Origin of the sequence: Bacillus sp. FSL K6-0972 (genome assembly GCF_037976035.1) — a bacterium.
GTDB lineage: Bacteria > Bacillota > Bacilli > Bacillales > Bacillaceae > Bacillus > Bacillus haynesii.
Genome location: NZ_CP150260.1, coordinates 3,331,505 through 3,350,109, shown reverse-complemented (window position 1 = coordinate 3,350,109; position 18,605 = coordinate 3,331,505). Strand labels below are relative to the sequence as shown.

General features: G+C 43.0%; 21 protein-coding genes and 2 pseudogenes. 12 read left to right on the top strand and 11 right to left on the bottom strand.

From position 1 onward, the window contains the following. Positions 1–47 precede the first annotated feature (47 nt). Together MKX80_RS17040 and MKX80_RS17035 are read left to right on the top strand one after the other, a co-directional pair. Positions 48–761, top strand: a pseudogene (locus MKX80_RS17040) (N-acetylmuramoyl-L-alanine amidase); the annotation flags it as partial. 111 nt (positions 762–872) lie between these two features. Continuing rightward, positions 873–1,127: pseudogene (locus MKX80_RS17035) on the top strand (peptidoglycan-binding domain-containing protein); the annotation flags it as partial. A 45-nt stretch (positions 1,128–1,172) separates the two neighbouring features. Here the strand turns inward: MKX80_RS17035 and MKX80_RS17030 are convergent. Both MKX80_RS17030 and MKX80_RS17025 read right to left on the bottom strand, forming a co-directional pair. Continuing rightward, positions 1,173–1,571 (bottom strand): Imm50 family immunity protein, encoded by a 399-nt coding sequence (locus MKX80_RS17030; protein WP_026699343.1) that lies wholly within the window; start codon positions 1,569–1,571, stop codon positions 1,173–1,175. Positions 1,572–1,585: 14 nt separating this feature from the next. Then, entirely contained in the window at positions 1,586–3,085 is a 1,500-nt protein-coding gene (locus MKX80_RS17025; RefSeq protein WP_339227220.1) for a T7SS effector LXG polymorphic toxin, read from the bottom strand. A 256-nt stretch (positions 3,086–3,341) separates the two neighbouring features. Here MKX80_RS17025 and MKX80_RS17020 point away from each other — a divergent pair, with 256 nt between their 5' ends. After that, the gene (locus MKX80_RS17020) at positions 3,342–4,463 is read left to right on the top strand and encodes a Rap family tetratricopeptide repeat protein (RefSeq protein WP_025810452.1); all 1,122 of its coding nucleotides are present in this window, start codon (positions 3,342–3,344) and stop codon (positions 4,461–4,463) included. Positions 4,464–4,688: 225 nt separating this feature from the next. On the opposite strand, the gene MKX80_RS17015 is transcribed toward MKX80_RS17020, so the two are convergent. The 4 genes from MKX80_RS17015 to MKX80_RS17000 all read right to left on the bottom strand — a co-directional run bounded on the left by MKX80_RS17015 (position 4,689) and on the right by MKX80_RS17000 (position 7,180). Next, positions 4,689–5,057, bottom strand: coding sequence for a YolD-like family protein (locus MKX80_RS17015; protein WP_216921344.1), 369 nt, complete (start codon positions 5,055–5,057; stop codon positions 4,689–4,691). A gap of 53 nt (positions 5,058–5,110) precedes the next feature. Next, positions 5,111–5,773 (bottom strand): hypothetical protein, encoded by a 663-nt coding sequence (locus MKX80_RS17010; RefSeq protein WP_216921343.1) that lies wholly within the window; start codon positions 5,771–5,773, stop codon positions 5,111–5,113. Between the two features lie 327 nt (positions 5,774–6,100). After that, on the bottom strand, positions 6,101–6,634 hold the full coding sequence (locus MKX80_RS17005; protein WP_268343086.1) for a GNAT family N-acetyltransferase: 534 nt from the start codon (positions 6,632–6,634) through the stop codon (positions 6,101–6,103). Between the two features lie 69 nt (positions 6,635–6,703). Next, entirely contained in the window at positions 6,704–7,180 is a 477-nt protein-coding gene (locus tag MKX80_RS17000; protein ID WP_268343084.1) for a tryptophan-rich sensory protein, read from the bottom strand. Positions 7,181–7,297: 117 nt separating this feature from the next. On the opposite strand from MKX80_RS17000, the gene MKX80_RS16995 reads away from it, so the two are divergent. Together MKX80_RS16995 and MKX80_RS16990 are read left to right on the top strand one after the other, a co-directional pair. Beyond that, the gene (locus tag MKX80_RS16995; protein ID WP_268343083.1) at positions 7,298–7,864 is read left to right on the top strand and encodes a DUF421 domain-containing protein; all 567 of its coding nucleotides are present in this window, start codon (positions 7,298–7,300) and stop codon (positions 7,862–7,864) included. Between the two features lie 38 nt (positions 7,865–7,902). Beyond that, the gene (locus tag MKX80_RS16990; RefSeq protein ID WP_154999638.1) at positions 7,903–8,307 is read left to right on the top strand and encodes a YugN-like family protein; all 405 of its coding nucleotides are present in this window, start codon (positions 7,903–7,905) and stop codon (positions 8,305–8,307) included. Here MKX80_RS16990 and MKX80_RS16985 read toward each other — a convergent pair. Together MKX80_RS16985 and MKX80_RS16980 are read right to left on the bottom strand one after the other, a co-directional pair. Then, on the bottom strand, positions 8,304–9,287 hold the full coding sequence (locus MKX80_RS16985) for a potassium channel family protein (RefSeq protein ID WP_154999639.1): 984 nt from the start codon (positions 9,285–9,287) through the stop codon (positions 8,304–8,306). The two genes, MKX80_RS16990 and MKX80_RS16985, sit on opposite strands and share 4 nt — an antisense overlap. Then, on the bottom strand, positions 9,284–9,538 hold the full coding sequence (locus MKX80_RS16980) for a protein mistic (RefSeq protein WP_003184771.1): 255 nt from the start codon (positions 9,536–9,538) through the stop codon (positions 9,284–9,286). The genes MKX80_RS16985 and MKX80_RS16980 overlap by 4 nt, the downstream gene beginning before the upstream one ends. Before the next feature lie 182 nt (positions 9,539–9,720). Between MKX80_RS16980 and MKX80_RS16975 the strand changes: the two genes are divergently transcribed. From MKX80_RS16975 to MKX80_RS16960, 4 genes are all read left to right on the top strand, one after another. Beyond that, positions 9,721–9,945 (top strand): hypothetical protein, encoded by a 225-nt coding sequence (locus tag MKX80_RS16975; protein ID WP_043927747.1) that lies wholly within the window; start codon positions 9,721–9,723, stop codon positions 9,943–9,945. A gap of 89 nt (positions 9,946–10,034) precedes the next feature. Continuing rightward, positions 10,035–10,709, top strand: a complete 675-nt coding sequence (locus MKX80_RS16970) for a zinc metallopeptidase (protein ID WP_154999685.1) — start codon at positions 10,035–10,037, stop codon at positions 10,707–10,709. 50 nt (positions 10,710–10,759) lie between these two features. Beyond that, entirely contained in the window at positions 10,760–12,049 is a 1,290-nt protein-coding gene (locus MKX80_RS16965; RefSeq protein WP_154999640.1) for a hemolysin family protein, read from the top strand. Positions 12,050–12,231: 182 nt separating this feature from the next. Continuing rightward, the gene (locus MKX80_RS16960) at positions 12,232–13,017 is read left to right on the top strand and encodes a glycoside hydrolase (RefSeq protein WP_182070151.1); all 786 of its coding nucleotides are present in this window, start codon (positions 12,232–12,234) and stop codon (positions 13,015–13,017) included. Positions 13,018–13,099: 82 nt separating this feature from the next. Here MKX80_RS16960 and MKX80_RS16955 read toward each other — a convergent pair whose 3' ends face one another. Together MKX80_RS16955 and MKX80_RS16950 are read right to left on the bottom strand one after the other, a co-directional pair. Continuing rightward, positions 13,100–13,774 (bottom strand): 50S ribosomal protein L29, encoded by a 675-nt coding sequence (locus MKX80_RS16955; protein ID WP_154999642.1) that lies wholly within the window; start codon positions 13,772–13,774, stop codon positions 13,100–13,102. After that, entirely contained in the window at positions 13,771–14,361 is a 591-nt protein-coding gene (locus MKX80_RS16950; RefSeq protein ID WP_154999643.1) for a TetR/AcrR family transcriptional regulator, read from the bottom strand. The genes MKX80_RS16955 and MKX80_RS16950 overlap by 4 nt, the downstream gene beginning before the upstream one ends. 302 nt (positions 14,362–14,663) lie before the next feature. On the opposite strand from MKX80_RS16950, the gene MKX80_RS16945 reads away from it, so the two are divergent. The 3 genes from MKX80_RS16945 to MKX80_RS16935 are packed head-to-tail and all read left to right on the top strand — an operon-like array spanning position 14,664 to position 17,857. After that, complete coding sequence (locus tag MKX80_RS16945; RefSeq protein WP_234112209.1) at positions 14,664–16,346, top strand: alpha-glucosidase; 1,683 nt, start codon at positions 14,664–14,666, stop codon at positions 16,344–16,346. Positions 16,347–16,384: 38 nt separating this feature from the next. Beyond that, positions 16,385–16,786, top strand: coding sequence for a secondary thiamine-phosphate synthase enzyme YjbQ (locus MKX80_RS16940; protein WP_154999645.1), 402 nt, complete (start codon positions 16,385–16,387; stop codon positions 16,784–16,786). 15 nt (positions 16,787–16,801) lie between these two features. Further along, positions 16,802–17,857, top strand: a complete 1,056-nt coding sequence (locus MKX80_RS16935; RefSeq protein ID WP_154999646.1) for a nitronate monooxygenase — start codon at positions 16,802–16,804, stop codon at positions 17,855–17,857. Here the strand turns inward: MKX80_RS16935 and MKX80_RS16930 are convergent. Further along, complete coding sequence (locus MKX80_RS16930; RefSeq protein ID WP_154999647.1) at positions 17,837–18,574, bottom strand: protein-glutamine gamma-glutamyltransferase; 738 nt, start codon at positions 18,572–18,574, stop codon at positions 17,837–17,839. The two genes, MKX80_RS16935 and MKX80_RS16930, sit on opposite strands and share 21 nt — an antisense overlap. Positions 18,575–18,605 lie beyond the last annotated feature (31 nt).

Sequence of the window (18,605 nt, the reverse complement as noted above, 5' to 3'; positions counted from 1 at the left end):
GCCAGCTGGCAGCCTTTTTTATTTAAAACAAAATTGGAGGGGTTCAAATGGTTAAAGTCGTAAAAAACTTTGTGAAAGTCAATCAGTATACCCGGCCGGGTCTGAAAATGTCGGGAGTGAAAGGCATTGTCATGCACTGGACGGCTACTCCCGGCGCGTCCGCACTGAATGAGCGGAATTATTTCAATGGCACGTGTATCGCTGATAAACGTTACGCGTCATCCCATTATTTTGTGGATCGAAAAGAAGCGCAATTGATTATTCCAGAAAATGAAGTCGCCTATCACGCCCATGATCAAAACCGCTGTTACGTCAGTTTTTTAAAGCCAAACGCCAATACAAAGGCGATCGGTGTTGAAATGTGTGTTGAAAAAAACGGGCAGATTCACAGCGAGACCGTTCAAAATGCTGCTGAATTGGTCGCTGATCTGTGCAAGCGTTACGGCCTTTCTACAGATAAGATTGTGCGGCATTATGATGTGACAAATAAAAGCTGTCCGACTCCCTGGGTGAGGGATGCAAGCCGGCTGGCAACTTTCAGGAAAAAAGTCGATGCCCTGCTTGGAAATAAAACTGTGTCAAAGACAACATCATCCACGAGCCAGTCAAGCAAATCCACAGGGGCCATTCTGAAAAAAGGATCGTCCGGTTCCAAAGTCAAGGCGCTGCAGAAACGTTTGATTGCCGCTGGCTTCTCACTGCCGAAATACGGGGCCGATGGGTCTTACGGAAATGAAACGGTGCAAGCTGTCAAAGCTCTGCAAAAGAAAGCGGGTATCGCGGTGGATGGAATCTACGGACCGGCTACAGAAAAGGCACTTGCAGCTATTGAAGCGAAAAAGAAAAAACCTTCCTCAAGCGGCAAAAAATCATCCTACCCGCTGCCGTCTGGCATCTATAAGGTAAAAAGCCCGATGATGAAGGGAACGGCCGTCCGGCAGATTCAGGAGGCTTTAGCTGCCCTCTATTTCTATCCAGACAAAGGGGCGAAGAATAACGGCATAGATGGCTATTACGGGCCGAAAACGGCGAACGCGGTCAAACGGTTCCAGCTTATGCACGGGCTGTCTGCCGACGGTATTTACGGGCTGAAGACAAAGGCAAAAATTGAAGCTTTATTGAAGTAATCAAAAAGGCCCTTTCTTGTGTAAAGGGCCACATGCTTTTTTTGCTTATTCCTTTTCTAAAGCTCCATTAATATAACCATTAATTGATTGAATAAGTCCTGCATCTGCTTTTATTTTTGCAGTAACCTCTCCTGTGATATTGATTTCGATTAAACCTTGGTCATCCTTATTTATTTCAATGTTTCCTCTATATGTATCTGATAATGTCTTCATTTCTAAAGAATGGATATCGAAAATATCCACTTCAAGAGCAATTGAATTATATCCTAAGTTAGCCCACTTTTTCGGTGGCTTTTCCGCATAAAACGGCATATCAAAATGCAGAGTTACTTTTCTACCTTCTTCTTTAATATAAATGCCTTCTATACGTATATTTTCTAATTTAGGAATCTCATTATATAGACTTTTTAAAAAATAATTTTCCTCTAAATTTTCGTACCACATAATATCACCTCAAATTATTTTTTGAATGGATAATGATCTTTTGTCCCTGGGACTTTTCCTGTTCGAGGATTTTCAAATGGCCTTACATTAAAATGAGGCCCTTGTCCACCTTTTTCATGACCCGCGCTATGGTCTTGTATTATGATTTTCTGACCCTTGTTATTTGTATAGATATACTCTTTGGTCCAAATAATTTTACCATTTTCGTCTTTTATTACATGGCCACCTTCATGGGGAGCGGTTCGCATCTCTACACGACGAATTGATTCGGGGTGTTGAGATCTAGTAATGCCCGCATCCTTTTTAGCTTCATTAAGAGCACCATTTCTGCCTGGAAGATGAACCCTACTCTTAGAGCCGTTACCAACCTTTGAAGCTTTCTTTCCCGCCTCTTCACCTTTAAATAACTTGAAGCCGCGCTTTCCGTACTTAAATGCCTTTCCGAAAGGTGTGACACTCAATCCGGCGATCAAACGGTCCCCACTACTTTTAACGATTTCACCTGTCGCAAGGTCGTATCCAAACGCTGCTCTTACTGCATCATACACACCTGTAAATTCCATCGCTGTATCGAAATATTTAGCAAAGTCGCTTTTTTCCACATTCTCTGGAAGGGTGTAGGCGGGTTCTATCTTAACGATTGTATCACCATCTATGTATGCCCTGTAAAGCGTATCGTTAAATACTCTATAATCTTTTTTTAGTTCATTCAATTCCTCTTGAGTGTACTCTTTCTTGGAAACCTTTTGTGTCGCCAATTTTTTTAATCGATCTGGATCGGCGAGTGTGTTTACATCAGCATCTTCTTTGTCACCGACTTTTTTCAGCATGGCACCCATCGCTGTTTCTTGATTTCCACTCAAGGTATCCATCTCATCCGGCTTTAAAATCGCGCCTTTTTGATAACTGGTGATTTCTATTTTGGGGCCAGTATACATCTTTTCGAGCCGCGCTATGTATCTCTGCATCGTCTCAAGATCATTTTCAGCCGTTTTGAGCGCGTTTGTCTGTTCGCGGTCAAACGCATGCAGCTTTTCAAGAGTCGTGCTGATTTCCTTTAACGCTTTCTGATTCTGTTCATGAAAACCGCTGTCATTCAAATCCGGTAAATCAACGATATGACTGACTTTCGCGATCGTCGCGTTAGTCTTAGAAACCAAATGTTTTGTTGTGCGATCAGCGGCATTTAAGCCATTCTCCAATTCGTGTTCCAGAAAGGATTGTGAAATAAATCCGTTATGGTTGGGTTCCAGGGAATTCAGCGCGCTTTTCATTTTCTTCAGCGTGGAACTGTACTCCTCTATAAAAGTATCATAGAACTGTAGAAAAGGGGTGTGACATTCCTCGTAAAAGGCGCGGATCGCGTCGCCGCCTTTTCCTTTTAAAGCATCATCAAGTGATGTGATCCCCCCAACAGCCTTTTTGACCTTGGCGAATTCGTCTGATTGTTGTTTTAATTGTTCGAGCGTTTGATCAATTGCATTGTGTAACGCCTGAACATCTAGAGTCTTCATGGCATTCTCCTCTAATCCTTTTGGTTACAATCAGTATAGAGTTTACCACTATACGGAAACCAATTGGGGAAAAAATCCTGTGGATCTCTGAAAATGAATCATAATGATTAGGTCAAAAAACCCAAAAGATATTGTCGTTAGATTGTTGTTGTCAAGAATTGATGTTTTCTGTAAAATGATTACCATGAAGAAAAAGGAAATAATTTTGATTGATTTTTCTGAAAAATTATAATCTTGAGAGAAAGGAAGAGGATATGTGAGCGTCATACCTTATGATTTGGTTGCGACAAAAATGAATTTTTGGTACACCGCCTTAAAAAACAATTGGCCTGGTCAGGCAGAAGATACTAGAAAAGAAGTTGAAAAAGAAATAGCTCAAATGGAAGAGAACCAAGACGTGCTTGTCTATTATAACTTATTAAAGTTTCGGCATAATCTTCAGTTTGATTATATGTACTCTGATCCAGGTGGGAATTTAGATGCACGCTTTGATGAATTTAAGAAAATTAGGGATCAGAATAATCTAGAAGGAATGTTGGAGTATTATTATCAATTCTTTGCAGGGATGTACCATTTCAGACAAAAGGAATTGATACTAGCACTGAATTTTTATAGAAATGCTGAGAAACAACTTGATTCTTTTGAGTGCGACGAATTGGAGAAAGCCGAATTTTATTTCAAAGCATCAGAAGTGTATTATCATATGAAACAAACGTTTTTTTCGATGAATTATGCCACCCGTGCATATAATATATACAAAAAATATGACACATACGGAGAGCGTAGAGTCCAATGTCAGTTCATTTTAACGGGGAATCTAATTGACAAAATGTATCCAGAAAAAGCATTAATCAATTTACATAAAGCGCTTGAGGAATCAAATGATCTCGGTGCTGATCATTTAATTGGCTCATCGCATTTGAATCTTGGAATATGTTATAATCAGCTTGAAGAACTTGAAAAGTCATCCAATCATCTCAAAAAAGCCCTGGAAGTGTATAAAGAGGTAAATCACAGCTTTATACCGAAAACTTTGTTTAACCTTGCCCATGTTAAAGCAAAGCAGGCTGAATGGAGAGCAGTCGATGACCTTTATTTTGAGGGGAAAGAATTGGCTGAAAAAAATCGCAACACATACGATCTTGCGAAACTTGAAATGCTAAAGGGGCTTTATTTGATTCATGATGTAGACTTAATTAGGGAGTCCTTTAAGTTCTTCAAAGACAATGGTCTGTATGCTGATATGGAAGACTATGGTGTCATCGCTGCAGAAGTTTTAGAGGGTAAAGAAAAAGTTCGCGATGCCTGTGAGTTCTACCGAATTGCATACGACGGAAGAAGACAAATTCAAAGGAGTGGGATTGTAGATGAAATCTAAGTTATTGATTTGTGCCGTTCTTTTATTAAGTGCAGTTGGCGCGATTGGTTCCTCATACGTCCAAGCTGATTATCCTTCTTATAAAGTTTCGGAAAGGTTAGCATCCTAATAACAAATAAACATTAACTAACTATTGAAGGACTAATTAATTTGATATACATTCAGTGCATGTTTCATCACATCAATTGTAACAGAAGAAAAGCCCTTCACATTTTCCAGAAGGGCTTATTTCATTTCCACGCCAACAATATCCTCAAATTTAATAAGATTCGTGTCTCCTTTAGAATCCATGACATGGAAAGTTTTCTGCAGCTGGTTTATGTAGTGGATTTGGCCCTCTATTTGAACGATCTCTCCGGTTTCCGGTCCGTTAAGCATTGGCAGCGGCTTAAATACAGAAAACTGAACTGGATTATTAAACTCCATTGCTTCACTTATAACCATTTCCATATCTTCGATCTGAGACGTGTCAAGAACCGGCCTTTTTACTTTGTTCTGGTTGCTTTCTAATTCGCGGAGCAGGCCGACATGCTCCGGCAGCATCATGGCTGTCCATTTAATTGATCCCCGATCTTTCAAGTTGTCATCTCTCATGGTGTTCATCTCCTTGAGATGATAATATAGGAACATTCGTTCTCATTTCAAGATTAAAAACTTAATTGGGCATCTAGTTCCTTTAATCCTTCAGAAGTGTTTTTGTCAGGCCAGAAATCCCATTTAACTCTTACAGAATTAATATCTTGAGGCTTATTTAATTTTTTGATTGGAAAAAGAACAAAGCCATCTTTTTTCGCTCCGGACATGATATCCCCGTCGAAATTCTCACTTTGAACACTGGCTTTGATTTGCTCCCTTGTGTTTGTGAGTAGTGTACCTTGGGTTGGGTAAGTTGAAATATCTTTATTGCTTTTGTTATCGATAATAAAATGAACTCCGATCATTCCCTGATCCCCAGAATCAAGGTCCTGTTTTACGACACTGACCTGATCAATGCTAAATTTCACATTATTCTCATTCATAGACCAGTCAACTTTGTGGGTTATGGTATCATCTGAGTTTTCTTTTTCGTCTTCATTAGTATCTACTGAAGCTGTATCGGCTAAAGTCGATGAAGTTTCTTGCTTGTTAACGTCTGCTTGCTTATTATGTACCGGTGCCCCCATATACCAAAAGCCAATTACAGCTAATACAAAAGCAATAGGAGTTAATATTTTGCCTTTACTTCTTGTTTTTTTAACTATGAGAAATATGACTCCTACAATTAAGCCTAAAACTGAAAAGATTGTTAGGAAACCGATAAATAAAATCATAATAAACCCCCTCTTGTTTTAAAACGAACATTTACATTTTAAAACAAATGAGGGGGAATTTCTATTAAGCCTTCTAACACTTGGCTTCAACAATGCTCTTGATGCTTTTTAATGACCACAAAAATGACCACATGACCACATAAACCGAGTTAATTCTAAAAAACATGTTTCCCATAATCTCCGCGTGTTTTACCTCTGTTTCACCCTGTTTAAATTGAAAAATACAAAGTCAACATGTTCGCCCTCCTTGGCAAGCCTGGTTTCGAAGAGAAAAAAGCAGAGCTTGAGAAACGTTTAAACCAATAAACGAAAAAACAGCCTCCGGACTTATTGTCCCGGAGGCTGTTTTAATTCGTATGACTGATGCTGAAGTCCAGTAGACGGATAAAATTCGTCGTGTGTGTAGACGAATCTCAATTTTTCCAATCGTTTTCGTGAAGCTGTATTTTCAGGGTGATGTCCCGCAAACAGCTTTTTTGCTCGGATTTTGTTAAATGCGTACTCAATCATAGCCTCAGCCGCTTCAGATGCATAACCTTTACCCCAAGCTGAACGGACGAGATGAAAACCTAACTCATACACATCATTTTCCGGGTCATAGGGGCGAAGTCCGCAGCATCCGATGAATTCATTGTTTCTTGTTTTAAATATCGGGAAGTATTGAACACCGTGTGTTTTGTATTGTTCGATTTCCAGCAGCAAACGGTTTCTTATTTCTCTATCGGTCATGATTCCGTCTGCTGTCAGAAATTTGGCCACATCTCGATTTCCCCACAATGTCTTTGCCAAATTCAAATTCTCTTTAGCCCATAAAGAAAAGCCGATGCGTTTTGTTTGAAGAAAGTAGTGCTTCATTTCCATTCCGATCCCCCTGTAAGATAGCTGTTTACCTTATTTTAACACGGTCATAGCCGGCGGGGGCTCTTTAAACTAATGATTCATCCCGTAAATCGCAAACCCGAGATAAGTCGCGAAAAAACTCCACAACACATAAGGAATTAAGAGAATCGCTGCCGTTTTATGAATGCGCCGTGCGTTAAAGGCGAGCACAAGGGCGGTAATGGCCACTAAAAAAGAGTCGACCGCGGCAGCAAGTAAGTTTTTTTGCGTGAATTGAAAATAGCTGAATGCCTGGTTAAACAAATAGTTGATGATCAGCGTGATCCAAAATGGCGCCGCTGTCTTTCTCAGATCATATGTGGCATATACAAGCGCCGCCGATAATGAAATAAAGGCGAACAGCACGCTCCAGACGGTTCCGATTAAACGGCCTGACGGCGTCCAATCCGGTTTGTTTAATGACTCATACCATTCCCGGTCTACGGGAAATAAAACGCCCGCGAGCGAAAACAGTGCATATGTAGCAATAAACACGATCACAGACGTTACAAACTTTTTCCTTCTCAATCGAAATTCCTCCCGTCATAAGCTCATACCTTTGTCTTTCCCAATTCGATCAAATATACTCATACCGCACAAGCTTCTGATCCATACTAAAAAAATAAAACGGTTTGGAGTGACATCATGTTATTCGTGTTGGAAACATTGTTTCTCATCTTAACGGGTATTGTTCTGCTGAGAATTTCGGGGAGAAAATCAATTTCCCAGATGACAATTGCCACCACCGTTGTCATGATTTCCATCGGAACGATCATCGTTCAGCCGATCATTGAAGACAGCATTTTAAAAAACGTGGCAGCTGCATCGATCTTTATCATCGTCCTTCTGTTGATCGAGTATTTGAAAATGAAGTTTGATTTTTTTGAAAGCCTGATTGCGGGGAAAGCTGTTGTATTGATCGAAAACGGAGAGCTTCAGGAGCAGAACCTAAAAAAGCACCGCCTGACTGTCGACCAGCTGGAAATGAGGCTCCGGACACAGGGGATTTCAAAGTTAGCGGATGTGAAAAACGTAACGCTCGAATCAAACGGCCAGATCGGCTACGAGTTATCGGATGATGCCAAGCCTTTTACGATGGGAGAGTATAAAAAATTCCTCCGTATGCAAAACAACCTGCAGCAGCCGGAGGACAATCTGTTTAAAGAAATCAACGAAGGCCACCTGAACGAACCTGATAAACAATTGCGCTAGAGCCTTGAAATATAAAAACGATAAAAGGAGTTTTTTTCATGATAAGCATACCTTCTGAACTGGAAAACCGCTCGTTTTCTCTCTATCATCTCGAACAGACGCTGAAGCCTCTCGGCTATGTAATCAGCGGCGGCTGGGAATATGACCGCGGCTTTTTTGACTATAAGATTGATGATGAGGACGGATACATGTTTTTGCGGATTCCGTTTGAGGCGGAGGACGGACAGCTTGATTCGCAAAATGCGACGGTCAAGCTCGGCACGCCGTTTTTGCTTCGCCACGTCTATCAGGAAGCGTTGGACGACTACGTCGTTCAGGGGAATTTCCGCGCATCTTTTGACCAGTTTGCCGAACCGAAAGAAAAAGACGCCGATATTCCCGGCGTCTATGAAGAGCTTGGCCAATCGTATGTAAAAGAACTCGAAAAGGCGCTTCTTTCTTAAAGAGACAGCAGCTGATCAGTCGGCTGTAGCTTGTACGAAAAAGAAGGAGACAGCACAGGCCCGTCTTTTTGGTGGACACCGATGATGAAAATGTCTTCCTTCATGAAATGGCGGATCACTTCTTGAAAAGACGCGCCTTCCATCGTCTTTGGAAGCGGAACCCGATGGACTTTGAAATGAATATCAGCTTCCTTAAAAAGCGGATCAGGGAGCTGATTTTTAATGAGAAAATGCTGCAGCATTGCCGTTTTTAAAAGGTCCGCCGTACTGATGATTTGGTTCGCTCCGGCGCGCTCGGCATTTTTTTTCTGTTTTTCTGTCAAGATTTCTACAACGCAATACACCGACGGGTTCAAGCCTTTAACAGCCAGCAATGTTAAAACCGACTGCATGTCTGCAGATATTTCGCTTTTATGCTGATCGGCGGTAATAAAGACGATTTCAGCCTCTTCAATATTCGCTTTTTGCAGTGTGGCATCATCCGCTGCGTGTCCTCTGATGAAATGAATGTTTTCCATTAGGGGACCTTCCTTTAGTGTTTCATCAATGAGCACGATCGTTTTGTTTGAATCGGCGGCCTGGAGCGTCCTCATCAGCTTGTTGGATTTCTCGTTCCAGCCGATCAGGATCATATGTCCCTTGCCTCTGTAGTTCACCTTGCCTTCGGCGTAGCGCTGCTGCTTGCTGAAAGCGGCCGTCGCCATCGTAGCAAAATAGGCCGTGACAAACGCTGCCCCGATTAAAATAAGGAGCATGCCGACGGTTTTGCCGAGCGCGGTTCTAGGGACAAAATCGCCGTATCCGACTGAGGACACGGTGATCAGCGCCCACCATATGCCTTCAAAAACATTTGAAAACTGCTGCGGCTCGACGAAGGTGATCAGCTGACCGAAAAGGATGATCAATAAAAGGATAATGATTGCGATGCGGACATATATCGGCCACCTCAGCCATGCGATGAATACACGGTTTGATTTCATGCTTCTTCACCGTCTTTCCGCAGGGAAAATGATAAAATCTCTTTGATGATCGCATTTAACTTTTGATTGGTGCTTACTTTTCCGTGCTGTTCAATCGCTTGTCTGATCATCTCAGCCGTTTCTTCTTCAAATTCGATCAGCTGCTCGTCTTTTTCCGATTCGTTATAGAGAAGAATGAACGCATCAAGCCCTTCATTCATTTTATCGATCGCCGTGCTTAGCTGTTCTTTTTCTTGATCTGTTACTTTCACCTTGTCACCACCCGAGTTCGCCTTTTTATTCAGTATATCCCTATTTTTCAAAAATTTTTCAGGTAAAAATAAACCTTCGTTAACCGACAATAACCGGTAGAGCTGAAGATTTTTACTGCGGCGTCATATCGGTTCCCGTCCTTCCATAGACTTTTTATAAACGGATGAGGGATGGGAGCGGAATGTCCTGTTTAATGAGGCTCTTTTTCATACTGATCGGAGTCCAGCTGATGGCGGCGTCATCCATTCAATTCATTTTTGATTTAAACGCCGTTTATCATTCCTCTGATGAGGTGTTCTGGAGGGAATTCTTCAAGGAGCTGTTCACAAGGCCGCCTTTATACATCATGATGTCAGGAATGGTGCTGATCTTTATCGGGGTTTGTTTACCGCGAAGGAAAAGGTAGTGCACTTTTCTGTACAAAAGGAAATCCCTCGGGATAAAATATATTTACATTAAACGACTTATCATAAGAGGGAAGATGATTGCATGAGCATGATTTTTTACTTGTTAACATTTGCTGCATTAGGTTTATCGATTTGGGCACAATTTAAAGTAAAGAGCAACTTTGAAAAATATTCTAAAGTAGAGGCGTCAAGCGGGAGAACTGGAGCCGAAGTGGCCAGACAGATTCTCGACCAAAACGGCCTTTACGATGTCCCGGTTGAACCGGTAAGAGGAACCTTGACAGACCATTATGACCCGACAGCACGCGTTGTGCGCTTGTCTGAACCCGTATATTACGGCCGTTCAATTGCAGCGGTTTCCGTTGCTTCTCATGAATGCGGACATGCCCTGCAGCATCAGGAATCATACGGTGCCCTTGTTTTGAGGCATAAGATGTTTCCGATCGTGAACTTTTCTTCTGGAGTAGCGCCGTTTTTGTTTATCGGCGGAATGCTGCTCGGAAGCCTCAATCTGATCGGACTCGGCATCATTTTGTTTTCGGCCGCCGTATTCTTCCAGCTTGTGACACTGCCTGTTGAATTTAACGCAAGCTCCCGGGCAAAAAGGATCATCGTTTCAGAAGGAATGATCCGCAACACGGAGGAAAGAGGCGTCAGCAAGGTGCTGGATGCCGCGGCTCTGACATACGTCGCAGCAGCGCTTGTTTCGCTGTTTGAGCTGTTGCGCTTCGTCGCAATTTTCCTGTCCGGTCGTAATGACTAACCATTCGTCTTAAGGAGGTGGCCCCTTACCATATTTGGTAAGGGCTTTTTTTGAATATCCTGAATCTCATACTCGTCATACTTTTAATTGCAGCTACGGCTTTTTTCGTTGTCGCCGAATTTGCGATCGTCAAAATCCGCGGCACAAAAATCGATCAGCTCGTTGAAAGCGGGGATAAGCGGGCAATTGCGGCCAAAAGAGTGGTGACAAATCTTGATGAATATTTGTCTGCCTGCCAGCTCGGCATTACCATCACCGCATTAGGGCTCGGCTGGCTCGGAGAATCGACATTCGAAAGGATCATTCACCCGCTTTTTGAATTATTTGGCCTGCCTGAATCCGTTTTAAGAGTGGCTTCGGTTGTTGCCGCATTTGTCATCATTACATTTTTGCACGTTGTGGTCGGCGAGCTTGCGCCAAAAACAATTGCGATTCAAAAAGCGGAAGCCGTCAGCTTATGGACGGCGAAGCCGCTCATTTTGTTTTATAGAATCATGTTTCCGTTTATCAAACTGTTGAATGGCTCGGCCCGGCTGTTAACGAAGCTGTTCGGGTTCCATTCGGTAAAAGAGCATGAAGTGGCGATCAGTGAGGAAGAGCTGCGGCTTATGCTGTCTGAAAGCTATAAAAAAGGAGAAATTAATCAGTCTGAGTATAAATACGTCAACAAAATTTTTGAATTTGACAACAGGCTGGCCCGGGAAATCATGGTGCCGAGAACGGAGATCGCTACCCTTTTAGCCGATCAATCGATAAAAGAAGCGATTGAAACCGTCATTAATGAACGCTATACGAGATATCCGGTCATTAAGGACGATAAAGACCATATTATCGGTATTGTCAACAGCAAGGACTTGTTTAAATCGTATTTTCTCGACCAGACGATTCTTTTAACTGACTTAATGAGGCCTGTCATCAGAGTGATTGAGAACATACCGATCCAGGAGCTCTTGATTCGCATGCAGAAGGAACGGATTCATATGGCCATTCTTGTTGATGAGTACGGCGGAACGGCTGGACTGGTTACGGTTGAAGACATATTGGAGGAAATCGTCGGAGAAATCAGGGATGAGTTTGATCAGGACGAAATGCCGCACATTATAAAAAAAGGCGAACATCATTATATTATGGACGGAAAGGCTTTAATTGACGAAGTGAATGACCTCCTTCATATTGCGATTGAAAACGAAGAAGTCGATACGATTGCCGGCTGGCTTTTGACGCAAAAGATGGAGCTGAAAAACGGGGACATCCTTAAAACTGAGGGATGCGAATTTAAAATTCTTGATGCTGAAGATCATCATATCCGTTTTATCGAAGTGAAAAAAACGGATTTTTAAGAAAACAGCTGCGGGTGACTGCGGTTGTTTTTTAGTTCGATGGCCGTTCTTTATTTCAATAAAATGGATATTTATTCAAAGATAAGAGGATATATCTATGGAAATTCATGACTTTTTACGAATGTGCACCGTTTCGTTCTTTTTTATAATATGATGTATAAATATGAGGAGGTTTTAAATACGTGAAAAACAACCATTTGCTAAAATCCATTTTGCTATGGGGTGCCGTATGCATCATAGTGCTGGCAGGGCCGCTCTCAGCATTTGCCGCTTCGTCATCAAACCCGTCGGATAAATTGTATTTTAAAAACAAAAAATACTACATATTCAACAATGTATGGGGAGCCGACCAGGTCAGCGGCTGGTGGCAGACCATTTATCATAACAGTGATTCAGATATGGGGTGGGTATGGAATTGGCCGAGCAATACCAGCACAGTAAAAGCTTATCCGTCGATCGTCAGCGGCTGGCATTGGACTGAAGGCTATACAGCGGGAAGCGGCTTCCCGACCCGGTTGTCAGATCAAAAAAACATCAACACGAAAGTCAGCTATTCGATCAGCGCAAACGGCACGTACAATGCCGCATATGACATTTGGCTCCACAATACAAACAAGGCGAGCTGGGATTCGGCTCCAACTGATGAGATTATGATCTGGCTCAATAACACAAATGCCGGACCTGCCGGTTCTTATGTTGAAACTGTTTCGATTGGCGGGCACAATTGGAAAGTATATAAAGGCTATATTGATGCGGGAGGCGGCAAAGGGTGGAACGTGTTTTCATTTATCAGAACAGCAAACACCCAAAATGCGAACCTGAATATTCGGGATTTCACGAATTATCTTGCCGACTCCAAACATTGGCTTTCCAAAACCAAGTATGTCAGCAGTGTTGAATTCGGTACGGAAGTTTTCGGAGGCACAGGACAAATTAATATTTCCAATTGGGACGTAACGGTCCGCTGATGGATTTACACCGCTCTTTCGCAAAAAGGGCGGTGTTTAATTTATTCCAAATGTTCTTTTTTAGGCGTTCGCAACTGAAATATTACGATACCATCCTTACGTATTGCCGTTTATCTTCATCCTGAATAACCACTCCAAGCTTTGCCAGGTCTTTGCGCAGAATTTTTGCCTCTTCATGTTTATTATCCAGTAAAGCTCGTTCTCTGGCTAAAAGTAGCGTATTGATATGCGAGGGAAAATCGGGGTGATCCGCAACCCAGCGTTGATACTCATTCTTAAAGGGATCTTCGTCTGCCCATTTATAGCCGTGATGTTTAAAAGCACTTTCTGCTAGCGCTCTCTTTGATTCAAGTTGTTCACGGTACAATTCAGTTCCCTTATGACCAAGAACAACAAGATCCTTCTTCTCAAGATAAATTGCAGAAATGTCTTTTTTCTCAATCACTTCTTCTTTCTCTTTAAACAACAGCTTCACGTTTTGATCAGAAATGAACACTTGAAGAATTTCAGTGAAAATATATTGTGAAAAAAATAGGCCGGCAACGATTCCGATAACTGCAGCGATAATTGAAACCCAGAAACTGTTTAGTGATGTGATAAATTCCAAAGGCCCTTTAAAAGGAACGATTGGAATGGTCAATACCCAATCGGCTATAACAGGCAAAAACCATCCAAGAACAGCTCCTAAAACCGGTGGAATGATCCAATATAAGGCTTTCTCTATTTTAGACAATCCAATAATCGTTTCCTGATTCAAAATCTTTCACTGCCTTTCATTACATGACTGACTGCTGTTTCCCATACTTTTTTATAATCCATCTCAATTCCTAAAATCATAAAGTTACCCAAATTATCAATGATCAGGGCAAGGGAGTGTGCATTCACTTTGGTGTTTTTAGAAGAGATGACACCGAGTTCGACACCGTAAGAAAGCAATGCTTCAAAACCTTCTAAGAATTGTTCCATGATAGATTTAAGCTTTTTCTCATATCTTGGTTTTTGTGCTGCACTTAAAACAAACTCGTGTACCACTTTTAAAGCAGGAGAGTTATGTTTATACGCTTCAAAATAGCGTACGCCGTCTGTTATTAATCGTTTTTTAAAGTTCTCCTTCGTGTACTCATTGATTGAAAAATATTCAGAGAAATTGTGATCATCAAATACGATGTGAAATAGATAATCGATAAGCTCTTCTTTAGAAGGGAAATAATAGTAAATAGCCGGTTTAGAAATGCCGACTTCCGATGCAATCATTGAAAGGCTCGTGCCTTTTAGGCCGTGTCGGGCAATAAGAGTAAATGCTGCTTCAACAATCGCATCTTGGGTGTTCATTTTCTTTTTCATTGAAATCATCCTTAGCATAATCTATATATTTATTTTACTTACCGATAGGTAAAAAAGCAACTGTAATTTATGCTTTACATATTCTGTATTAACAGATGCTCCGTTTCTAAAGGATTAAAGCTTCTTTCACCTACTCTTGCCGTCACCCTTGCTGTCTTCAAAGGATTTATAATCCGCAAAGCATATTTAGTATTGAGAAACGTATAATCGTTGGTATATCAAAGTTTATAGGATGTTTATGTTCGGAGTCTAAAAATATTTTATTCATATATCATAATGTCTTCACAACAAGGGGTGTTTGAATGACAAGGGCATGGTGGAAAGAGGCTGTCGTATATCAAGTGTATCCGCGCAGTTTTATGGATTCGAACGGGGATGGCATCGGAGATATTAACGGGATCAGAGAGAAGCTTCCGTATATCAGGGAGCTCGGGGCAGATGCCATTTGGATTTGTCCGGTCTTTGATTCTCCCAATGCAGATAACGGTTATGACATCAGGGATTATCAAAGCATCATGCCGGAATTTGGCACGATGGACGACTTTGATGCCCTGCTGACTGAAGCGCATCAGCTCGGAATGAAACTGATCATCGATCTCGTCATCAATCATACGAGCGATGAACATCCCTGGTTTATCGAATCAAGGGCAGAGCGGAATTCCGGGAAGCGCGACTGGTATATTTGGCAAGACGGAAAGGACGGGAGCGAACCGAACAACTGGGAAAGCATATTCGGCGGCTCAGCCTGGACATATGACGAAAAAACAGAACAGTATTATCTGCACCTGTTTCACGAAAAGCAGCCGGATCTGAATTGGGAAAACAGTGACATGCGAAGCGCTCTTTATGACATGATCAACTGGTGGCTTCAAAAAGGAATCGACGGGTTCAGGGTTGACGCGATTTCACATATTAAGAAAAAAGAGGGGCTACCGGATCTGCCGAATCCGGAAGGGCTCCCTTTTGTGCCTTCATTTGCTTACCATATGAATGTCGAAGGGATTATGGCGTTATTGCAGGAAGTAAAAGAGAATACGTTCGCCGGGTATCCTCATATCATGACAGTCGGCGAGGCAAACGGTGTCAGCGCTGAAGAAGCGGAAGACTGGGTTGGGGAATCAAACGGTATATTCAGCATGATTTTCCAATTTGAACACCTCGGCCTTTGGGATGTTGAAGGAGGAGAACTCGATATCCCCGAACTCAAGCGGATTTTGTCAAACTGGCAATCAGCTCTTGAAGGGAAAGGGTGGAACGCGCTTTTTATCGAAAATCATGATCAGCCCCGGGCTGTTTCAGTTTGGGGAGATGCCGGGAAATACAGAATAGACAGCGCGAAGGCCTTAGCTGCAATGTATTTTTTGATGAAAGGAACCCCGTTTATTTATCAAGGGCAGGAAATCGGAATGACAAACGCGATTTTCTTTGATATAGACGATTATGATGACGTATCGATTAAAAATGATTACCGGATTCAAAAAGAAAAGGGCCGCTCACACGAAGACATCATGAAGGCTGTTTGGAAAAAGAGCAGGGACCACGCGCGCACACCGATGCAATGGACGGATCAGCCAAATGCCGGCTTTACTAAAGGAGAACCGTGGCTGCGCATGAACGAAAATTACAAGCTGATCAATACGGTTCATCAGCAGCATGATCCCCGGTCGGTCTATCATTTTTATAAACGGTTAATTGCCATCAGAAAGCGGTATGACGTCTTCATCGACGGATCATATGAACTGCTTTTGCCTGAGGACCGGCAAATTTTTGCATACTTGCGAAAGCTTCGGGAAGAAACGGCCATCGTGATCGTGAACCTCAGCGCATGCCGGGCGTTTTACCATCATCCCGGATACCCGTTATGTACGGACGGACTGCTGCTGTCAAATGCGGATATCAACGCGCACAAGCATCTCACATCTTTTGTGATGAAACCTTATGAGGCGCGCGTTTACATGATCAGACAGGAAATCGGCGATTTGTAACGAATTGAGAAAGGGTGTCAAGAAAGGAGCGGATTCGTATGTTGAAAAAAATACAGATTCAAACAAACCGGCGCGATGAAATGCTTGATATCACAAATGACGTCCAAAGATTCATCTCAGAAAACGATGTTTCCAGCGGCGCTGTTATCGTCTACTGTCCGCATACAACGGCAGGCATTACGATTAATGAAAATGCCGACCCCGATGTCAAACGCGATATGCTGAGAAGATTCGATGAAGTGTATCCGTGGGAACATGAGCTTGACCGCCATATGGAAGGGAATACAGCGGCGCATTTGAAAGCGAGCACGGTCGGGACATCGCAGCATATGATTATTGAAGGGGGCAGGCTTGTCCTCGGGACTTGGCAGGGCATATATTTCTGCGAGTTCGACGGCCCGAGGCACCGGACGTGCTATTTTAAAATTTTAGCCGATTAAAAGGAGGAAATAAAAATGAATCAGTTCATGGAACGCCTCTCTTTGTCAAAGCCTGTGGTCCAGGCGCCGATGGCGGGCGGGCCGACAACACCAAGGCTCGCCGCCGCCGTATCAGACTGCGGCGGCTTAGGCAGCCTTGCATCCGGCTATTTGACGCCGGAAGTGCTTCAACAACAGATTCTGGAAACGAAAAAGCTGACATCAGCCGGATTTCAAGTCAACCTCTTCATTCCGGAAAAACGGGAAACCGTCACCCGGGAAGAATATGAAAGGTGGCAAGAGAAGATACCTTTGTCACGGTCGGCTTCACCCGTGGCAGATGAGAAACAAGATTGGGACGATTTTTACGAGAAAATAGAAATCATTCTAAAGGAAGGAATCAGCGCCGTTTCATTTACGTTTGGCCCTCCGCCGGCTGATGCCGTCAAGGAACTGAAAAACCGAAATTGCTGTTTAATGGGCACCGCCGTTTCAGTTGAAGAAGCCGTGCTGCTTGAAGAACTGGGGATGGATGTCATCATTGTTCAAGGAAGTGAAGCGGGCGGCCACAGGGGAGCCTTCTTGAAAACGAAGGGAGAGCCTGCTGTCGGCTCGATGGCTTTAATTCCCCAAGCGGCAGATCATGTGTCGGTTCCGGTTATCGCAGCGGGCGGCATTTTTGACAAAAGAGGTGTTGCTGCAGCTTTTGCCCTCGGCGCACAGGGAGTTCAAATCGGTACCGCTTTTTTGACGTGCGAAGAAAGTGGAACACACCCTGCATACAAACAAAAATTGCTCGAAGCGGTTGAAACAGACACAAGTCTGACCCGTTTGTTCTCAGGGAAGCCGGCAAGAGGCATTGTCAATCAGTGGATGGAAGACAGACGCCCGGACGAAGCTGAAGCGCTGCCTTATCCTCTGCAAAACACGCTGACACAACCGATGAGAAAACAGGCGAAGCTTGAAGGGAATACGGACTGCATGTCATTGTGGTCCGGACAGGGCGTGCGAGCCTCCGTCCAGCAAACGACGGTGAAAGAGTTGATGGATCAGCTTGTGCCGGCTGATGTGCTATCTGATCATTTGTATTAATGCCGGAATATCAACCCGCGTCACTTGAGAAAGCAGATAGGCGGACGTCTGTGCATGAGGCTTTCTCAGCCCGTTCAGTTTTTCAATGATCGTTTCGCCGCTTAAGATCCCCAGACCGTGTGCCGCATAGAGATTATTTTCAAGTAAAATAGCGTTTTCTCCGCGCCACTGCGGTCTTTCGGGATCGAATTCAGGGTTCTTGAAATACAGGCAGTCCCCCGGAAGGTAGTCGTTTCCTTTATCCGTATAGATCGGCAGCCGCTCATAATGCCAATCGTATAAAATGATCCTTTGATAATTCCGGTCAAATGTCTGATCGCCGATCGTTTTGAGAAGCGCCATATAAAAAATGATGACAATCGCAGTCGCGCACTCAAAAGCATAAGAAGGGCCGCTTTCAAAAATATTTCGAATCGCCTTTGAAGCAGGTGCCCTGTACTTCAACTCCAAAGCTCCCTCAGGCGTCACCCTCCAAAACTCTTCATTCCCGTATGTCTTTGAAAAGGTGGCAAACTTCGCTCCGCTGTTGATCAGCTCTCTGGCCGATTCGACGGTATGCTCTCTGAATCTCAGCTCAAATATCAGTTCTGAGATTGAACCGTATCTATATCCGGACGGCATGGCCAGCATCCGGTTTGCGATGTCTCTCTGCGTCTGACTGACATTCAGTTTTTCGATATCCTCAGGACGGAGCCAGTAGCCCGAAACACTTATCATAGGATACACCCTTTTCCTTTTTTATTAGCGT